The following is a 17,739-nucleotide window of genomic DNA, read 5'->3' as shown; positions in this document are numbered from 1 at the left end:
GCGAGGGGGGGCACCGGCGCCGCCCCCGCCGGGGGGGGGGGGGGGGGCGGGCGGGCGGGGCGGCGGGGCCCCGGCCCCCCGCCCCCCCGCCTCCGGCTGGGAGGCCGGTGATATGCCTGCGGGTGTGTCGTGGCTGGTCGCGCAGTTCCCCGCGCCCCTTCAGGGCGCGGCCGAACCGCAGCGGACTCACCGGAGCCGTTCCCTCGTGCAAGGCGTGTAAGGCCGTCAGACGTCGTACTGGTAGAACCCGCGACCACTCTTGCGTCCCAGGTGCCCGGCCGCGACCATCCGCTGCAGCAGCGGGGGAGCGGCGTACAACGGCTCCTTGAACTCCTCGTACATCGACTCGGCGACGGCCTGCGCCGTGTCCAGGCCGATCAGGTCGAGCAGCCGCAGCGGACCCATCGGGTGGGCGCAGCCGAGCTCCATCCCGCTGTCCACGTCCTCGGGCCGCGCCGCGCCGGACTCGACCATGCGGATCGCGGCGAGCAGGTACGGCACCAGCAGCGCGTTGACCACGAAGCCCGAGCGGTCGGGTGCCTGGATGACCTCCTTGCCGAGACACTCGGCGGCGAAGGAGCGGGCGCGGGCCACGGTGGCGGCGCTCGTCGTGAGGGCGGGGATCAACTCCACCAGCTTCTGCACCGGTACGGGGTTGAAGAAGTGCAGGCCGACGACCTGTGAGGCCCGGCCGGTGGCGACGGCGAGGTCGACCACGGGGATCGAGGAGGTGTTGGTGGCGAGGACGGCGTCCGGGTCGGCGATCACCTTGTCCAGTTGACGGAAGAGGTCGAGCTTCACCTCCCGGTTCTCGGCGACGGCCTCGATGACGAACTGCCGGTCGGCCAGCGTTCCGAGGTCGGGAGTGAAGGAGAGCCGGGCGAGGGCCAGGTCGCGTTCGGCCTCGGTGAGTTTGCCGCGCCGCAGTCCGCGGTCCAGCGACGCGGTGACGCGGTCGCGGCCTGCGGCGGCCAGCTCGGGGGTCGACTCGGCGACGGTGACGTCGAGGCCGCGCAGTGCGGCGACCTCGGCGATGCCGGAGCCCATGAGGCCGCAGCCGACGACGCCGAGACGTGAGATGCCAGACATGAAAGTCACTCCCTGGTGCGGAGGTCGGAAGGGTCGGTAGGGGAACGAAGCGCCGCCCCGGTCAGACGTTGCGCCGGTAGGCGCCCCCCACCTCGAAGAACGCGTCCGTGATCTGCTGCAGCGAGCACACCCGCGCGGCGTCCATCAGCACGGCGAAGACGTTCCCGCCGCTGGTCGCGGCGCGCTTGAGGTCGGCGAGAGCGACGCGGGACGCGTCGGCGTGCCGGGCCTGGAAGTCGTGGACGCGGGTGAGCTGGGACTGCTTCTCCTGCTCGGTGGCGCGGGCGAGTTCGACCACGGGAGCGTCCCGCCCGGCCCCGTCGTGCGGGTCGCGGAAGGTGTTGACGCCGATGATCGGCAGCGTGCCGTCGTGCTTGCGCTCCTCGTACAGCATCGACTCGTCCTGGATGCGGCCCCGCTGGTAGCCCGTCTCCATCGCGCCGAGGACGCCGCCGCGCTCACTGATCCGCTCGAACTCGGTGAGCACCGCCTCCTCAAGGAGGTCGGTCAGCTCGTCGATGATGTACGCGCCCTGCAGCGGGTTCTCGTTCATCGCGAGCCCCCACTCGCGGTTGATGATCAGCTGGATGGCCAGGGCCCGGCGTACGGACTCCGTGGTGGGGGTGGTGACCGCCTCGTCATAGGCGTTGGTGTGCAGGCTGTTGCAGTTGTCGTAGAGCGCTATGAGGGCCTGAAGGGTGGTGCGGATGTCGTTGAAGTCCATCTCCTGGGCGTGCAGGGAGCGGCCCGAGGTCTGCACGTGGTACTTGAGCTTCTGGCTGCGTTCGCCGGCCCCGTAGCGGTCGCGCATCGCCACCGCCCAGACGCGGCGGGCCACCCGCCCGAGCACCGAGTACTCCGGGTCCATGCCGTTGGAGAAGAAGAACGACAGGTTCGGGGCGAAGTCGTCGACCTTCATGCCGCGCGCCAGATACGACTCGACGTACGTGAACCCGTTGGCGAGGGTGAAGGCGAGCTGGCTGATCGGGTTGGCCCCGGCCTCCGCTATGTGGTAGCCGGAGATGGAGACCGAGTAGAAGTTGTGTATCTCCTGCTCGATGAACCACTCCTGGATGTCGCCCATCATCCGCAGGCTGAACTCCGTCGAGAACAGGCAGGTGTTCTGCCCCTGGTCCTCCTTGAGGATGTCGGCCTGCACGGTGCCGCGCACCCCGCGCAGTACCTCGCCCCGGATCTCCCGCGCTTGCTCGGGACCGGGTGCGTGGCCGTGCTCGTCGGCGTACGCGTCGAGCCGCTGGTCGATGGCGGTGTTGAGGAAGAAGGCGAGGATCGTGGGCGCGGGGCCGTTGATCGTCATGGAGACGGAGGTGGTGGGCGAGACCAGGTCGAATCCGTCGTACAGCGCCTTCATGTCCTCCAGCGTCGCCACCGACACGCCCGAGGTGCCGACCTTGCCGTAGATGTCGGGGCGCAAGTCGGGATCGCGGCCGTAGAGCGTGACGGAGTCGAAGGCCGTGGACAGACGGGTCGCCTCGCTGTCCTCGGACAGCAGCTTGAAGCGCCGGTTGGTGCGGAACGGATCGCCCTCGCCCGCGAACATCCGCGCGGGATCCTCGCCCTCCCGCTTGAAGGGGAACACCCCGGCCGTGAACGGGAACGAGCCCGGAAGGTTCTCCGCCCGCAGAAACCGCACCAGCTCCCCGTGGTCGGCGTACCGCGGCAGCGCCACCCGCGGAATGCGGCTGCCCGACAGCGACTCGCGCACCAGGCGGGTACGCAGCTCCCGGCCGCGCACGGTGACCACCAGCTCCTCGCCGGAGTAGGCCTCCACGGTCTTCGGCCACTGCTCCAGCGCCTGCCGGGAGTCGTCGTCGAGCCGCTCCCGCGCTGTGGTGAGCAGCTGGTCGACGTCGGCGGTCGGCGCCTGTGCGTCCGCCAGTTCGCCGCGCACCGAGGTCAGCCGCTGCACCCGTCGGGCGGCCTCGGCCTGGTCGACGGTGTCCGCATGGTACGTACGCACCGTCTCGGCGATGTCGGCCAGATAGCGTGCCCGGGACGGGGGAACGATCTGCGCCGCGCCGCTGGAGTGGCGCACCGAGACCTCGGGCAGCGCGCCGGGACGGGTGCGCAGGCCGCGCTCGTCGAGCAGAGCGCGCAGCCGCTGGTACAGCGCGGTGACACCGTCGTCGTTGAAGGTGGCGGCACTGGTGCCGAAGACCGGCATGTCCTCGGGGCGGGAGCCGAACGCCTCCCGGTTGCGGACGAGCTGGCGTCCGACGTCGCGCAGGGCGTCCATGGCGCCGCGCCGCTCGAACTTGTTGATGGCGACGATGTCCGCGAAGTCCAGCATGTCGATCTTCTCAAGCTGCGTCGCCGCACCGAACTCGGGTGTCATGACGTACAGGGACACATCCGCGTACGGCACGATGGCCGCGTCTCCCTGGCCGATGCCGGGGGTCTCGACGACGACCAGGTCGTAGCCGGCCGCCTTGCAGGCGGTGATCGACTCGCCGAGTCCTTCGGGGAGTTCACTGCTGCCGCGCGTGGCCAGGGACCGGAAGAGGATCCGGTCGCCGTCCAGGGAGTTCATCCGGATGCGGTCGCCGAGCAGGGCCCCGCCGCCGCGACGGCGCGTCGGGTCCACGGCAAGGACCGCCACCCGAAGGGTGTCCCCCTGGTCGGTGCGGAGTCTGCGGACGAGCTCGTCGGTCAGCGAGGACTTGCCGGAACCGCCGGTGCCGGTGATGCCGAGGACCGGCACCCGGCGCGCCGCGGCCGCCTTCTCCAGCGCCCGCATGTCCGCGGCCGGCACCGACCCGGCCGCGGCCCCCGACAGCAGCCGGGCCAGCGCCGGGCGTTCCCCCGCGAGCACGCGCCCGATCTCGGCGGGCGCGTCCTCCCACGGTGCGGTGTCGCAGGCCTCGATCATCGCCTGGATCATGCCGACCAGGCCGAGACGCTGTCCGTCCTGCGGAGAGAAGATCCGCACCCCGGCCCGCGACAGCCGCTCGATCTCCTCGGGCACGATCACCCCGCCGCCACCGCCGAACACGCGCACCTGCCCGGCGCCGCGCTCCCGCAACAGCTCCACCAGGTATTCGAAGTACTCGATGTGGCCGCCCTGGTAGGAGCTGACGGCCACGCCCTGCGCGTCCTCCTCCAGCGCGGCGTCCACCACCTCGCTCACGGAGCGGTTGTGCCCGAGGTGGATCACCTCCGCGCCCTGGGCCTGCAGGATGCGCCGCATGATGTTGATCGAGGCGTCATGACCGTCGAAGAGGCTTGAGGCGGTCACGAAGCGGACGGGATGGTGAGCGCGGTACGACCGCGCCGCCACGTCGCCGGCGGACATGTGCACTCCAGACTGCCCCCTCTCGCGTCGACAGGGGGCGGATACGGGTTCGATGGACCCTCTCAAAGCTGAACAGAAGTAGGTACGAGTCCCGATCATAGCTGTTGAAGTCAATTCAGTTCAGTGGCAGTCTCGACGCTGTCGCAGAGAGCGATCGCGAGGAGGAACGATGCTGGCCGCCAGGTTGTACGGAGCCAAGGATCTGCGGATCGAGGAGATGCCCGAACCCGAGCCGGGTCCTGGTGAGGTGAAGATCCGCGTGGCGTTCGCGGGGATCTGCGGCACCGACGTGCACGAGTACTTCGAGGCGCCCCGGGCCACGCACGAGCCCAACCCGCTGACCGGTGCCACGCTGCCGCAGACCCTCGGGCACGAGTTCGCCGGAACCGTGGTGGGCTGCGGCGCCGGGGTCGACCGCGTCGCACCCGGCGCCCGGGTCTGCGTACGGCCGATCCGCACCTGCGGGGTGTGTCCGCGGTGCACGTCGGGACTGTCGCATCTGTGCTCGGCCCTGGCGGCGATCGGGGTGACCTCCCCCGGCGGCGGACTCGCCCAGTACGTGGTCGTGCCGGCCGGCGCCGTGCACCGGCTGCCCGACGGGCTCTCGCTGGAACAGGGCGCCCTGGTCGAGCCCATGGCGGTGGGTCTGAACGCCGTGGAGCGGGCCCAGGTGTCCCGCGGCGGCAGTGCGTTGGTGACGGGGGCGGGTGCGGTCGGCATGGGTGCGCTGTTCGCGCTCAGGGCGCACGGCGTCGACGACGTGCTCGTGGTGGAGCCCTCGCCGTCCCGGCGCGCGGCGGCCGCACGGCACGGCGCCCGCGTGCTCGACCCGGTCACGGCCGACGTGGTCGGGGAAGTGGCGCGGCACACCCGCGGCAGAGGTGTGGACGTCGCCATCGAGTGCTCGGGACGGCAGGACGCGCTGAACGCCGCCATCAGCTCCCTCGCCGCCCAGGCGCCTGTCGTCATCGTGGCGCTGTACTCGGGTCCGGTCACCATCGACGCCTCCGTGGTCCGCCTGGCCGAGCTCGCGCTGCTCGGCTGTGAGGCGTACCCGGACGGAGTCTTCGAGCGGGTCATCCAGTACATGGCCGCCGGGCACTATCCGACGGACGGCTGGCTCGAACACATCCCGCTCACCGACACCGTCGCCGGGCTGCACGACGTCCGCGACGGCCGCCGGGTCAAGGTCCTCGTCGACGTCCCGGCCGTCGGGGTCTGACGCGTGACCGAGCGGCTGGGCATCTCCTGAACCAACTTCAATCAGAGGGTTGACAGGGGATCGTCGGCTCAGCAAACTCGTAATGAATTCAGTTCAGTTTGACCGGAGGGATCAGAGATGGCAGTGGAAGACGAGATCCAGTTCGAGCGTGACGGTCATGTCGCCCGCGTCTGGCTCAACCGCCCGTGGAAGAAGAACTGCGTCACGGTGCCGATCCTGGACCGGCTCGACGAGATCATCACCGAGGTCGACGAGGACCCCGACCTGCGGGTCCTCGTGTTCCGTGGCCGCGGCGGCACGTTCTGCTCGGGCTTCGACCTCGACAGCCTGAAGGCGGAGTACGTCGGCAAGTCGAACGCCATCGACGTCGCGGTCAAGTCCGCGAAGGTGTGCGACCGCCTGTACTCGATGAAGACCCCCTCGGTCGCGGTCCTGGAGGGCCATGTCACCGCGGGCGGCTTCGAGATCATGATCTCCTGCGACTTCGCCATCGCCGCGGACGACGCCAAGATCGGCGACTTCCACATCAACCGCGGACTGTACGGCGGTGCGGGCCCGATCTACCGGGTGCCGCGCATGATCGGCATCCGCAAGACCAAGGAGCTGATGCTCACCGGCAAGCTGCTCTCCGGCATCGAGGCCACCGAGTTCGGCCTGATCAACGACCACGCGCCGGCCGAGAAGCTGGACGAGACGGTCGAGGAGTTCATCTCCCACCTCACCGACAAGAGCCCGTTCACCATGTGGCTCACCAAGATGACGATCGACCGGAGCCTGGACGCCGACACCCAGTCGCTGATGGTGATGGAGCACCTCGCCGTGGGTGTGGCGCTCAACTCCGAGGACGCCGCCGAAGGCGTCTCGGCGTTCCTGGAGAAGCGCGAGCCGAAGTGGCAGGGGCGCTGATCCGGATGACCACGGTTCCGCGGAGTCCGGCCGCCGGGCTCCAGGGCTCACGCTGCTCCGGCTGCTCGGTGGCGACCTACCCCGCGGACGACGCGTGCCCGCGCTGCGGGGGACCGGCCGATCCGGCCGTTCTCCAGGGGGCGGGCACGCTGTGGACCTGGACGGTGCAGCGGTACGCGCCCAAGTCCCCGCCCTACGAGATCCCGCCCGGCGGCTTCGAGCCGTTCGCGGTCGGCTATGTCGAGCTGGCGGAAGGCGTCCGGGTGGCCGCCGTACTCGACGTCGACGACCTGAACGAAGTCCGGATCGGCATGCCCCTGACGGTGACCGCGGGCCAGGGTGTGCCGCGGGCCCGGCCGGCAGCCGAGGGCGAGAGCGGGAGTGAGGAGGGATCATGAGCACCGATGTCATGGTCTGCGGCGCGGGGCGCACACCGTTCGGCCGGTCGGAGGCCAGCGGCAGGCAGCTCGCCGTCGGTGCGGTCAAGGCCGCGCTGGCGGACGCCGGGGTCGAGTGGTCCCGGGTGCGGGCCGCTTTCGGCGGCAGTGACAGCGCCGGGCTCGCCGACACCCTGGTGTCCCAACTCGGCCTGACAGGGCTGCCGTTCGTGAACGTGAAGAACGGCTGTGCGACCGGCGGCAGCGCGCTGGTCTCCGCGGCGAACGCGATCCGCGCCGGTATGGCGGACGTCGTGCTCGCCGTCGGCTTCGACAAGCACCCACGCGGCGCCTTCGACCCGCGGCCCGAGGACTGGGGCCTCGGGGCGGAGTACGGCAGCGACGGGCTGATGGTCACCACGCAGTTCTTCGGCATGAAGATCCAGCGCTATATGCACGACCACGGGATCACCCCGCAAACCCTCGCCCGGGTCGCCGAGAAGGCCTACCGCAACGGCGGCTTGACCCCCGAGGCATGGCGGCGCGAGCCGGTGTCCGCCGCGGAGATCCTCGACTCCGGCATGGTCAGTGATCCGCTGACCCGCTTCATGTTCTGCTCCCCGGGGGCGGGCGCGGCCGCGCTGGTGCTCTGCTCGCCCGAGATCGCCCGCACCCTCGACGGCCCGTCGGTCACCCTGCGCTCGGCGGCGGTACGTACCCGGCGCTTCGGTTCGTTCGAGGTGTTCAGCCCGTCGATCCCCGCAGGCGAACCGGTCAGCGTCAGCCGCGACGCCTCCGCCGCCGCCTTCGAGGAAGCGGGGGTCGGCCCCGGCGACGTCGATGTCTGCCAGCTGCAGGACACCGAGAGCGGCGCCGAGATCATGCACATGGCCGAGTGCGGCTTCTGCGCGCACGGCGAGCAGGAACAGCTCATCGCGTCGGGTGCCACGGAGATCGGCGGCGCACTGCCGGTCAACACCGACGGCGGCTGCATCGCCAATGGCGAACCCATCGGCGCCTCGGGCTTGCGCCAGGTCTACGAAGTCGTCCAGCAGCTGCGGGGCCGGGCCGGTGAACGCCAGGTCCCCGGCGGGCCCAGGGTCGGCTTCACCCATGTCTACGGTGCCCCGGGCGTCAGCGCGTGCACGGTGCTGTCCCGCTGAACACCCGACCGACCATGCCCCGCTGAACGGAGGTGGAGGAGCAGATGAGTGGTCCCCCGGAACCCGAGGAGTTCCGCGCGCAGGCCCGGAAGTGGCTCGCCACGGCGGCCCGGCCCCGCACCAGCGACGGGGAGTGGGGCAGTGGCTCCGACTCCGTCGCCGTGTTCGAGAACCGGACCGAGGAGCAGGAGCGCGAGCACACCGCCCGCACCCAGGAGTGGGAACGCACCCGCTACGACGAGGGGTGGGGAGCGCTCAACTGGCAGGCGGCGTACGGAGGTCGCGACCTGCCCGCGTACTACGAGCAGCTCTACCGCTCCGAAGAAGCGGCTTTCGACGTGCCGCACCGCACCGAGATCTTCCCGGTGACGCAGCAGCTCGTCGCCCCGGCGATCGGCGTCTGGGGCACCGAGGAGCAGAAACGGCGCTGGCTGCGCCCCATGCTGCGCACCGACGAGCTGGCCTGTCAGCTCTTCTCGGAGACCGAGGCAGGCTCCGACCTCGCCGCCGTGCGGACGAAGGCGGTGCGCGACGGCGACAACTGGGTGCTGGACGGGCACAAGGTGTGGACCTCCGGGGCGACGGTCGCGACCTGGGGTGTAGCGGTGTGCCGCACCGATCCCGACGTACGCAAGCACGCGGGCATCACCGTCTTCCTCGTACGGATGGACGCACCCGGCGTCACCGTGCGGCCCATCCGGCAGATGACCGGAGGCGCCAGCTTCAACGAGGTCTACCTCGACGGCGTGACCGTACCCGACAGCGACCGGCTCGGACCGGTCGGCGAGGGCTGGCGGGTCACCCTCAGCGTGCTGGCCGCCGAGCGCCTCGACTCCGGCAACCTCGGCCTGGACAACGCCGACCGGGCACTGGAACTGGCCAGGAACCTGCCCCGCCCGCTCACCGGCGGCGAACAGCAACAGGCCGCCGATCTCTACCTGCGCGCCCTCGTGCAACGGCTCATCGGGCTGCGCGTGACCGGCGCGCTCGTCTCCGGCCGGGAACCCGGCGCGGAAGCCTCGGTCGGCAAGCTGTACGCCACCGCGACCATGCGGCGCACCAGCGATCTGGTGTCCGAGCTGCTCGGCCCGCGCCTCGTCGCGGACACGGGGGAGTGGGGCACCTACGCCTGGACGGAACACCTGCTCGGAGCGCCCGGCTACAGCATCGCCGGCGGCACCGACGAGATCCAGCGCAACATCCTCGCCGAGCGCGTACTCGGCCTGCCGAAGGAGCCCTCCCGATGAGCACGGCGAGCACGGCGACCCAGGTGACGGAGCTGGCCGCCCGCGTCCGCGACCGCCTCGCCGCCCGGCATCCGGGCGCCCCGATCGGCGAGTTGAAGACCCTGCCGGGCGGCCATTCGGGACTGACGTACTCGGTCACGGCGGGAGACGCGCGGTACGTCGTCAAGGCGGTCCCCCCGGGGCAGCGGCCCATCGGACGCAACGACGTGCTGCGCCAGGCGCGGGTCCTCGCGGCGCTGGCCGGGTCCCCGGTGCCGGTGCCCGGCGTCGTGGCCCTCGACGAGACGCAACCTGCCTGGTTCGCGATGGACTTCGCGGCCGGAGAAGCCGTCGAGCCCGTACTCGACGAGCCCGAAGTGCCCCCGGAGACGGCAAGGGCCCGGATGCTGGAGATCGCCTCCGTGCTGCGGCGACTGCACGACACCGATGTCCGTGCCCCGGAACTCGACGCACCCGAACCGCTCGACTCGGCGGGCGAGTTGGCACGGTGGAGCCGCACCATGCACGCCGTGCCCGCCGAACTGCGACCCGGTGGGGAGGAGCTGCTGGCGCGCCTGGCCGAGGAGGTGCCCGGCGACCTCCCGCCCGTACTGCTGCACGGCGACTTCCGCCTCGGCAATGTGCTGTGCGTCGGCGAGAGCCCCGTGGCGGTCGTCGACTGGGAGATCTGGAGCGTCGGTGACCCGCGCATCGACCTGGGCTGGTTCCTGCTCCTCGCCGAACACCGCAACTTCCCGCAACTGGGCCGCGCCGTGCCGGGCCTGCCCACCGAGACCGAGTTGCTGGACGCCTACCTGGACGGACGCCCCGCGCTGCCCGCCATGGACTGGTTCCGGGCCCTCGGCCGCATGAAGATGGCCGCGATCATGGGCCACAACCTGCGCCGGCACCGCGAGGGCAGGCACCACGACCCGGACCAGGAGCGCCTGCCGCCCACGATCGCCGCGATGATCCGCTCGGCGCGCGACATCCTCGGCTGATCCGGACCGAGCACACAAGTCCAAGAGGAGCAATCGTGGATTTCGGATTCTCGCCGCAGGCGAGTGAACTCCAGGACCGCATGCGGTCGTTCATGGAGCAGTACGTCTTCCCCGCGGAAGCCGTCTACGACCGGCAGCTCGCCGAGGCCGACGACGGGCACGCGCTGCCGCCGGTGATGACCGAGCTGAAGGAGAAGGCGCGCGCGGAGGGTCTGTGGAACCTCTTCATGGCACACGGCGACTGGGGCGCGGGGCTCACCAACCTCGAATACGCCCCGCTCGCCGAACTGGCCGGCCGCTCCATCATCGGCCCCGAGGTGTTCAACTGCTCGGCGCCCGACACCGGCAACATGGAACTGCTCGCCCTGTTCGGCACGCCCGAGCAGCAGGAGCGGTGGCTGAAGCCCCTGTTGGAGGCCGAGATCCGGTCCTGCTTCGCCATGACCGAACCCGAGGTCGCCAGCTCCGACGCCCGCAACATCCGTACCCGCATCACCCGCGACGGCGACCACTACGTCGTCAACGGGCGCAAGTGGTACACCTCCGGGATCCTCGACCCCGACTGCAAGCTGATCATCCTGATGGGCAAGACCGACCCGGACGCACCCACCTACACGCAGCAGAGCATGCTGCTCGTCCCCCGGGACACCCCTGGCGTCACGGTCGTGCGTGACCTGCCGATGTTCGGCTACACCGACCGGTGCGGGCACGGCGAGGTGCTCTTCGAGAACGTCCGCGTACCGGTGGAGAACATCCTCGGAGGGGAGGGGCAGGGCTTCGCCCTCGCCCAGGGACGGCTCGGCCCGGGACGCATGCACTACGCGATGCGCGCCGTCGGTTTCGCCGAGCGCGCGCTGCAGCTGATGTGTGAGCGCACCACCGAACGCGTCGCCTTCGGCGGACCGCTGGCCGATCAGGGCGTGGTGCGCGAGTGGATCGCCCGCAGCCGCATCGAGATCGAGCAACTGCGGCTCCTCGTCCTCAAGTCGGCGTGGCTGATGGACACCGTCGGCAACGCCGCCGCCCGGACGGAGGTCGCCGCGATCAAGGTGGCCGCCCTTGAGGTCGCCCACAAGGTGGTCGACCGATCGGTGCAGGCGCACGGCGCGGCGGGCGTCAGCGACGACACCGTACTGGCCCGGCTGTACGCCATCACGCGGGCGCTGCGCATCGCCGACGGCCCCGACGAGGTGCACCTGCGGACCGTCGCCCGCCAGGAACTCGCCAAGTACAGGAAGCCCGGTCCGGACACCGGACACCACCCGACGGACACGAAGGCAGGAGCGGCGTGAGCGCCAACACCCTCGACGGCAGGGTCGCCGTCATCACCGGCGGATCCCGCGGCATCGGCCTCGGCATCGCCACCGCCTACCGCGCGGCAGGCGCGCACGTGGTGATCGCCGCACGCAAGGCGGCCGGACTCGCCGAGGCACGCGAGGAGTTGCTGCGGGTCAAGGGCGACGGCGACATCCACACCGTCGTGGCCAACGCAGGCGAACCGGAGCAGGCCGAGGCATGCGTCGACGAGACGATGGCGCGCTTCGGGCAGGTCGACATCCTCGTCAACAACGCGGCGACCAACCCGTACCACGGCGACCTGCTCGACCTGGACCTGCCGCGCGCGGAGAAGACCGTACGCGTCAACCAGTACGGGATGATCGCCTGGACGCGCTGCGCCTGGCGGGCCTGGATGGCCGAGCACGGGGGAGCGGTGATCAACATCGCCTCCGTCGGCGGGCTGATCGTCGACCCGCACATCGGCTACTACAACGCGACGAAGGCCGCCGTGCTGCACATGACCCGGCAGCTCGCCTACGAACTCGGGCCGCGGGCCCGGGTGAACGCGATCGCCCCCGGTCTGATCAAGACGGAGCTGGCGCGTGCGGTGTGGGAGGTCCGCGAGCCGGTCCTCACCGCCAAGCTGCCGATGCGCCGCCTCGGCACGGTGGAGGACGTCGCGAACGCGGCACTGTTCCTGGCCTCCGACGCCTCCTCCTGGATGACCGGCCAGACCCTGGTGCTCGACGGCGGCGCGACCGCCCTGCCGATCGGGGTGGACGAATGAGCGCGCCACGAGCCGCCGCCGAACTGTTCTCGCTGGCGGGCAGGACCGCCATCGTGACCGGCGCCTCCGCCGGGCTCGGGGCACGCTTCGCCGCCGTCCTCGCGCAGGCCGGCGCCACCGTGTTCGCCGCTGCCCGCCGCATCGAGCGGCTGACGGAACTCGCCGACTCCGACGCGCGTATCCACCCCGTGGCCTGCGACGTCTCGGTCGAGGCCGACCGGGCGAGGCTGGCCGGAACGGCACTGGCCGCCACCGGCCGCATCGACATCCTGGTCAACAACGCGGCCACATCGGGCGAGACACGTGCGCAGGACGAGTCCCCGGACGCCTTCGCCGAGGTACTCGGCGTCAACCTCACCGCGCCCTTCCACCTCGCCCGGCTCACCGTGGAGGCCCCCGCAGCGGAGGGCGCCCCCACCACGGGGAAGAGCATCATCAACGTCTCCTCCATCCTCGGCCTGGTCTCCGCCGCCCCCCTCGGCGGCGCGAGCTACTCGGCGTCCAAGGCCGGACTGATCGGCCTGACCCGGGAGCTGGCCGGCCAGTGGGGCCGCAGCGGCACCCGCGTCAACGCACTCGCCCCGGGCTGGTTCCGTACCGAGATGACCGCCGACCTCTTCGGCGACGAGGCTTCGAGCCGCTGGGTCGACCGCAACACCCTGTTGCACCGCGGCGGCGACGGCCATGAGCTCGACGGCGCGCTCCTCTACCTCGCCTCGGACGCCTCCACCTACTGCACCGGTCAGGTCCTGACCGTCGACGGCGGATGGACGGCGCGATGAGCGTCGGCATCGAGGTCCAGGACGACGGCCTGGCCCGCGTCACCCTGCGCCGGGGCGACGCGGGCAACGCCATCGACCTGAACATGGCCCGCGGACTGCTGGACGCGGCACGGGTCTGTGAGCGGGAAGGCGTCCGCGCCGTACTGCTCACCGGCGAGGGGAGGTCCTTCTGCGTCGGCGGCGACCTCAGGGAGTTCTCCCGGCTCTCCGGCGAGACGCTGGAAAAACACCTGTTCGCGGTGACCGACGCGCTGCACGACGCCCTGCGCACGTTCGCCGCGCTCGACGCGCCCATGGTGGCAGCGGTTCAGGGCGCGGTGGCCGGCGCCGGTATCGGCCTCGCCGCGGCAGCCGATGTGACCCTGGCCGCCGACAACGCCTCGTTCACCGCCGCGTACACCGGGATCGGCTATGCGCCGGACGGCGGAGTGAGCTGGTTCCTGCCCCGCCTAGTCGGACCCAAGCGGGCCCTCGACCTGCTGCTGACGAACCGCAGGCTGCCGGCAGCGGAAGCCGCGGCGATCGGGCTGGTGAGCCGGGTCGTGGCCCCCGGCGAACTGACCGCCGAGGCCGCGCGGACAGCCGAGGCGCTGCGTCGCGGCCCCACCGCCGCCTTCGGCGCCACCCGCCGGCTCGTCGCCGCCGGACTGACCTCGGAGCTCGGCCCGCACCTGGACCGCGAGGCCCGCGCGCTCGCCGCCGCGGCCGCCTCCGACGAGGGTCGCGAGGGTGTCGCCGCCTTCCTCGGCAAGCGGGCACCCGAATTCACCCGCGTCCCGCCCGGGCCGTGAGCCCCCTCCCCTCCACCGAACGCAGCGAACGCAGCGAACGCACCGAACGCAGCGAACGCACCGAACCGACCGAACTCATGGAGCCCACCGTGCCGGAAGCATTTGTCGTCGGAGCCGTCCGCACCCCCGTCGGCCGTCGCAAGGGCGCGCTCAGCGGCGTGCACCCCGCCGACCTCGGCGCCCATGTGCTGCGCGCACTGCTGGACCGTACCGGCGTGGACCCCGGCGCCGTCGACGACGTGTACTTCGGCTGCGTCGGCCAGATCGGCGCCCAGACCGGCAACATCGCCCGCACCGCGTGGCTGTCGGCGGGTCTGCCGCAGCACGTACCCGGCACCACCATCGACCGGCAGTGCGGGTCCTCGCAGCAGGCTGTGCACTTCGCCGCCCAGGCGGTCGGGTCCGGGGCCGCCGACTTCGTGGTCGCCGGTGGCGTGGAGGTGATGAGCCTGGTGCCCATCGCCAGCCCGATGTTCGTCGGTGAACAGGCGGGCCTCGGCCTTCCCTACGCCGGTGACGGCTGGCGCGAGCACTTCGGTGACCAGGAGGTCTCACAGTTCCGCGGGGCCGAGCTGATCGCCGAGAAGTGGGCCGTCTCCCGCGAGGACATGGAACAGTTCGCGCTCACCAGCCACCAGCGGGCGCTCGCCGCCCAGGCCGCGGGAGCCTTCGACGACGAGATCGTCCCGGCCTTCGGGCTCACCGCCGACGAGGGCCCGCGCGCCGACAGTACGCTGGAGAAGATGGCGGGCCTGAGGACCCTCACCGAGGACGGCCGACTGACCGCGGCGGTTTCCAGCCAGATCTCCGACGGCGCGGCAGCCCTCCTGATCGCGTCCGAGGAGGCGGTACGCCGCCACGGTCTGACCCCGCTCGCGCGCGTGCACACCATGGCTGTGGTCGGCTCCGACCCGATCCACATGCTGACCGGACCGATCCCCGCCACCGAGAAGGTGCTGGACAAGGCGGGCCTGTCGATCGGTGAGATCGACCTGGTCGAGATCAACGAGGCCTTCGCCTCCGTGGTCCTGGCCTGGCAGAAGGAGGTCGGCGCCGCCCCGGAGCGGGTCAACGCCTTCGGCGGCGCGATCGCGCTCGGGCATCCGCTGGGTGCCACGGGTGCGCGGCTCATGACCACGCTCGTTCACCAGTTGCGCAGGACCGGCGGGCGCTACGGTCTGCAGACGATGTGCGAGGGTGGTGGCATGGCCAACGCGACCGTGCTCGAAGTCCTGTGAGCATGCCAATTGGCAACTGAGTTCAACTTGGGTTTACTCTCGGGTACGGACACGCTGTGTGACGGCCAGGAGAGAGGGTCATGACCAGGATCGTTGAACCGGAGGCGGGGCCGCGGTCCAAGCGCGCGGCCATCCTCCTGGCCGCGGTGGACTGCTTCGGCGAGGCCGGCTTCGAAGCCACCAAGTGGTCCACCGTGGCCGAGCGGGTGGGGATCGGGCAGACTGCCCTCTACCACTACTTCGAGTCGAAGACGCACTGCCTGCTCACCATCATGCGGCTCGAACTGCAGCGTTCCCACGACCGGTTCGTCGAGGCGACCCAGGACGCGGAGGGGCCCGCCGAGGCGTTGCGGGCCGCGGTCCGTGCCGCGTACGACGTGTCCCCGCACGAAGTCCTGCAGATGCGCATCCTGCAGAACCATATGGACCTGCTCTCCGGTGGGCGCCGGTCCAAGCGCGAGGAGGACGAGCGGATCGCGGCCCGTCAACTGGTCCAGGTCGTCGAGAGGGACTGGACGAACCTACTGGTGAAGGGCATGTCCCAGGGTGCCTTCCCGCTGCGGGACGCGCACCTGCTGGGTGCGAGCGTGCTCGGTCTGATAGTCAGCGTATGGCGGTGGTACCGGCCGTCGGGGCCCACGCCGCTGTCGGAGATCAGCGAGCTCATCGAGGGCGCCTGCGTGCGGATGGTCGCCTCCTGACGCCGGCACCGGCACTGAGCCGGCACCGGCACTGACGCGCTGAGCGCACGCGACGCGGCCCCCTGACGGATCTCCGTCAGGGGGCCGCGTCGTCGTTCCCCGGTCCCCGAACGCCGGCCGAGTGCCGGTCGTGTGCGGTCGGGTGGATCGAGAATGTGACCAGCCATTGCCAGGCGCGTTTCCGCAGGATTAATATCGCCACTAAATTGAACTGAACTCAGGTCGATCTGAGGAGGGTCATGCGACGGCGCAGGACACGCTCGCTCATCGCCGTATTCGCCGCCCTGCTCGCCGTGACGGCGAGTGCCTGCGGCGGAGGTCCCTCGGCGGGGGACGACAAGGTCATCAAAATCGGTGCCTGGCTACCGCTCACCGGAGCCCAGGCCACTTTCGGGGTGCCCGAGAGGGCGGGCGCCGAAGCGTATTTCAAGCTCGTCAACGCACGGGGCGGGATCAACGGCCGCAAGATCGACTGGATCGTCAAGGATCACGCCGCCGACCCGCAGCAGACGGTCCAGATCGCCCGTCGTCTCGTGGACCAGGACGGAGTCGTGGCCATTGTCGCCGCGAACGGCACGTCCCAGAGCCAGGCCACGTTTCCCTTCGTGCTCGAACAGTCGAAGGTGCCGATCCTCAACACGCTCGGCGGGGACGCGTCCTGGTACGAGCCGGCCCGCGAGGGACTGTTCGGGCTGCAGACGCTGTACGAGGACCAGGCAGCCGCGCTGGGGGACTGGGTGGCGCGCGACGGAGCGAAGAAGGTGCTCGTCGTGCACAGCGACCCGGCGGCCTTTGTGAACGTCGCCGAGCAGATCGCCCCCGCTGCCCACAACACCGACGCGTCCGTCCAGGTGAAACAGCTGAAGGTCAAGCTCGCGACCACCGACTACAGTCCGGTGATCAGCAAGGTGAAGGGTCAGAAACCCGACGCCGTCGTCCTGATCCTGCAAGCGTCGGAAGCCGCGTCCTACCTGAAGGAAGCCAAGCTGCAGGGACTGAAAACCCCCTCGTACGGCTATGCGCCCGTGGCGGCCCAGTCCACGCTGACGCTGGCGGGCAAGGGGGCCGAGGGGCTCAAGTCGGTGCAGTTGGTCAAGTCGCCGAATGACGACGACGACCCCGCCATCAAGGAGTTCCGTACGGCGATGGCGAAGTACGCGCCCAAACAGCCCGCCGACTTCATCACCTTGTGGGGCTGGGAAGCGGCCAAGGCGTTCGTCGAGATCGCCAAGACCATCGACGGGCCGGTCACCTCGGAGTCGCTGACCCGGGCCTACCAGAAGGCCCGCGACGTCGACACGGGCGTGGGGCCGGTCCTCAGTTTCGGCGCCGGCCGGCACCTCGGCACCCGCGATGTACAGAAAGTGGTCGTCAGAAACGGCCAATGGGAGTCACTGGGTGACTTCTTCACCCCGCCCGTCCGTGACTGACGTCAGCGGCGGGCCCCGTCCGACCGGAGAAAGGACCACCATGGCCGGCGTACTGCGCGACTACATGGCACGTATGGACAGCGACCGCCCCGAGCGGGCGCTCGAACTGCTCACACCGGACTTCCGCTTCCGCATCGCCCTGCCGGGCCGCGAGGAGACGGGATGGTCCAAGGAGGACTTCGCCGCCTACATCGCGGGCCGCAACGCCGTCGAGAGGGCACATGTAGTGCTCCGCCACAGCATCGACGCCGATCTGGAGACCGTGTACGGAGTCCTGACCGAGGCGGGGGAGCCCGTCGGGTCCTTCCTGTCGGCCGCTGTCGTCACCGCCGACGGCCGGATGGCGCGCTACCAGTCGTACTTCACCACGACGTACGACCTCATCGACTGGCCGGAGAAGTAGTACCGGACCAGGCACGTGCAGCCCCTGCAGCT

16 protein-coding genes are annotated in these 17,739 nt (G+C 70.7%); 14 read left to right on the top strand and 2 right to left on the bottom strand.

All coding sequences use genetic code 11. The features are described from left to right. Positions 1–225: 225 nt before the first annotated feature. Both AB0D14_RS28940 and icmF read right to left on the bottom strand, forming a co-directional pair. Entirely contained in the window at positions 226–1,089 is an 864-nt protein-coding gene (locus AB0D14_RS28940; RefSeq protein ID WP_362784730.1) for a 3-hydroxybutyryl-CoA dehydrogenase, read from the bottom strand. Positions 1,090–1,150: 61 nt separating this feature from the next. Beyond that, positions 1,151–4,402, bottom strand: a complete 3,252-nt coding sequence (icmF, locus tag AB0D14_RS28935; protein WP_362784728.1) for a fused isobutyryl-CoA mutase/GTPase IcmF — start codon at positions 4,400–4,402, stop codon at positions 1,151–1,153. Positions 4,403–4,571: 169 nt separating this feature from the next. Between icmF and AB0D14_RS28930 the strand changes: the two genes are divergently transcribed. The 14 genes from AB0D14_RS28930 (at position 4,572) to AB0D14_RS28865 (ending at position 17,707) form a co-directional block, all read left to right on the top strand. Then, the gene (locus tag AB0D14_RS28930) at positions 4,572–5,624 is read left to right on the top strand and encodes an alcohol dehydrogenase catalytic domain-containing protein (RefSeq protein ID WP_362784726.1); all 1,053 of its coding nucleotides are present in this window, start codon (positions 4,572–4,574) and stop codon (positions 5,622–5,624) included. A 117-nt stretch (positions 5,625–5,741) separates the two neighbouring features. Further along, entirely contained in the window at positions 5,742–6,530 is a 789-nt protein-coding gene (locus AB0D14_RS28925; protein ID WP_362784723.1) for an enoyl-CoA hydratase/isomerase family protein, read from the top strand. A 5-nt stretch (positions 6,531–6,535) separates the two neighbouring features. Beyond that, a complete protein-coding gene (locus tag AB0D14_RS28920) occupies positions 6,536–6,928 on the top strand; it encodes an OB-fold domain-containing protein (protein WP_362784720.1) in 393 nt (130 codons plus the stop codon). Further along, a complete protein-coding gene (locus AB0D14_RS28915) occupies positions 6,925–8,070 on the top strand; it encodes a thiolase family protein (protein ID WP_362784718.1) in 1,146 nt (381 codons plus the stop codon). The genes AB0D14_RS28920 and AB0D14_RS28915 overlap by 4 nt, the downstream gene beginning before the upstream one ends. 44 nt (positions 8,071–8,114) lie before the next feature. Then, the gene (locus AB0D14_RS28910) at positions 8,115–9,317 is read left to right on the top strand and encodes an acyl-CoA dehydrogenase family protein (RefSeq protein ID WP_362784715.1); all 1,203 of its coding nucleotides are present in this window, start codon (positions 8,115–8,117) and stop codon (positions 9,315–9,317) included. Further along, positions 9,314–10,297, top strand: coding sequence for a phosphotransferase family protein (locus tag AB0D14_RS28905; protein ID WP_362784712.1), 984 nt, complete (start codon positions 9,314–9,316; stop codon positions 10,295–10,297). Before AB0D14_RS28910 ends, AB0D14_RS28905 begins: the two co-directional genes overlap by 4 nt. A 35-nt stretch (positions 10,298–10,332) precedes the next feature. Then, positions 10,333–11,589, top strand: a complete 1,257-nt coding sequence (locus AB0D14_RS28900) for an acyl-CoA dehydrogenase family protein (RefSeq protein ID WP_362784709.1) — start codon at positions 10,333–10,335, stop codon at positions 11,587–11,589. Continuing rightward, positions 11,586–12,362, top strand: coding sequence for an SDR family oxidoreductase (locus AB0D14_RS28895; RefSeq protein WP_362784707.1), 777 nt, complete (start codon positions 11,586–11,588; stop codon positions 12,360–12,362). Before AB0D14_RS28900 ends, AB0D14_RS28895 begins: the two co-directional genes overlap by 4 nt. Further along, entirely contained in the window at positions 12,359–13,144 is a 786-nt protein-coding gene (locus AB0D14_RS28890; protein ID WP_362784705.1) for an SDR family oxidoreductase, read from the top strand. Before AB0D14_RS28895 ends, AB0D14_RS28890 begins: the two co-directional genes overlap by 4 nt. Continuing rightward, entirely contained in the window at positions 13,141–13,935 is a 795-nt protein-coding gene (locus AB0D14_RS28885) for an enoyl-CoA hydratase-related protein (protein WP_362784702.1), read from the top strand. The genes AB0D14_RS28890 and AB0D14_RS28885 overlap by 4 nt, the downstream gene beginning before the upstream one ends. 89 nt (positions 13,936–14,024) lie before the next feature. Continuing rightward, the gene (locus AB0D14_RS28880) at positions 14,025–15,173 is read left to right on the top strand and encodes an acetyl-CoA C-acetyltransferase (RefSeq protein ID WP_362784742.1); all 1,149 of its coding nucleotides are present in this window, start codon (positions 14,025–14,027) and stop codon (positions 15,171–15,173) included. An 80-nt stretch (positions 15,174–15,253) separates the two neighbouring features. After that, complete coding sequence (locus tag AB0D14_RS28875) at positions 15,254–15,874, top strand: TetR/AcrR family transcriptional regulator (RefSeq protein ID WP_362784700.1); 621 nt, start codon at positions 15,254–15,256, stop codon at positions 15,872–15,874. A gap of 239 nt (positions 15,875–16,113) precedes the next feature. Continuing rightward, entirely contained in the window at positions 16,114–17,304 is a 1,191-nt protein-coding gene (locus AB0D14_RS28870; protein ID WP_362784698.1) for an ABC transporter substrate-binding protein, read from the top strand. A 40-nt stretch (positions 17,305–17,344) separates the two neighbouring features. Next, positions 17,345–17,707: a nuclear transport factor 2 family protein gene (locus AB0D14_RS28865; protein WP_362784695.1), complete on the top strand. Its 363-nt coding sequence runs from the start codon at positions 17,345–17,347 to the stop codon at positions 17,705–17,707. The last annotated feature ends 32 nt before the right edge of the window (positions 17,708–17,739 follow it).

Source organism: Streptomyces sp. NPDC048484, from assembly GCF_040651415.1.
GTDB lineage: Bacteria > Actinomycetota > Actinomycetes > Streptomycetales > Streptomycetaceae > Streptomyces.
Note: the sequence above shows the minus strand (reverse complement) of the source record. Positions and strands in the feature narration are given on the sequence as shown.

Bases quoted from the DNA above. Each gene is read 5' to 3' on its own strand.
- AB0D14_RS28940 (WP_362784730.1), bottom strand. From the start codon at position 1,089: ATGTCTGGCATCTCACGTCTCGGCGTCGTCGGCTGCGGCCTCATGGGC.
- icmF (WP_362784728.1), bottom strand. From the start codon at position 4,402: ATGTCCGCCGGCGACGTGGCGGCGCGGTCGTACCGCGCTCACCATCCC.
- AB0D14_RS28930 (WP_362784726.1), top strand. From the start codon at position 4,572: ATGCTGGCCGCCAGGTTGTACGGAGCCAAGGATCTGCGGATCGAGGAG.
- AB0D14_RS28925 (WP_362784723.1), top strand. From the start codon at position 5,742: ATGGCAGTGGAAGACGAGATCCAGTTCGAGCGTGACGGTCATGTCGCC.
- AB0D14_RS28920 (WP_362784720.1), top strand. From the start codon at position 6,536: ATGACCACGGTTCCGCGGAGTCCGGCCGCCGGGCTCCAGGGCTCACGC.
- AB0D14_RS28915 (WP_362784718.1), top strand. From the start codon at position 6,925: ATGAGCACCGATGTCATGGTCTGCGGCGCGGGGCGCACACCGTTCGGC.
- AB0D14_RS28910 (WP_362784715.1), top strand. From the start codon at position 8,115: ATGAGTGGTCCCCCGGAACCCGAGGAGTTCCGCGCGCAGGCCCGGAAG.
- AB0D14_RS28905 (WP_362784712.1), top strand. From the start codon at position 9,314: ATGAGCACGGCGAGCACGGCGACCCAGGTGACGGAGCTGGCCGCCCGC.
- AB0D14_RS28890 (WP_362784705.1), top strand. From the start codon at position 12,359: ATGAGCGCGCCACGAGCCGCCGCCGAACTGTTCTCGCTGGCGGGCAGG.
- AB0D14_RS28885 (WP_362784702.1), top strand. From the start codon at position 13,141: ATGAGCGTCGGCATCGAGGTCCAGGACGACGGCCTGGCCCGCGTCACC.
- AB0D14_RS28875 (WP_362784700.1), top strand. From the start codon at position 15,254: ATGACCAGGATCGTTGAACCGGAGGCGGGGCCGCGGTCCAAGCGCGCG.
- AB0D14_RS28870 (WP_362784698.1), top strand. From the start codon at position 16,114: ATGCGACGGCGCAGGACACGCTCGCTCATCGCCGTATTCGCCGCCCTG.
- AB0D14_RS28865 (WP_362784695.1), top strand. From the start codon at position 17,345: ATGGCCGGCGTACTGCGCGACTACATGGCACGTATGGACAGCGACCGC.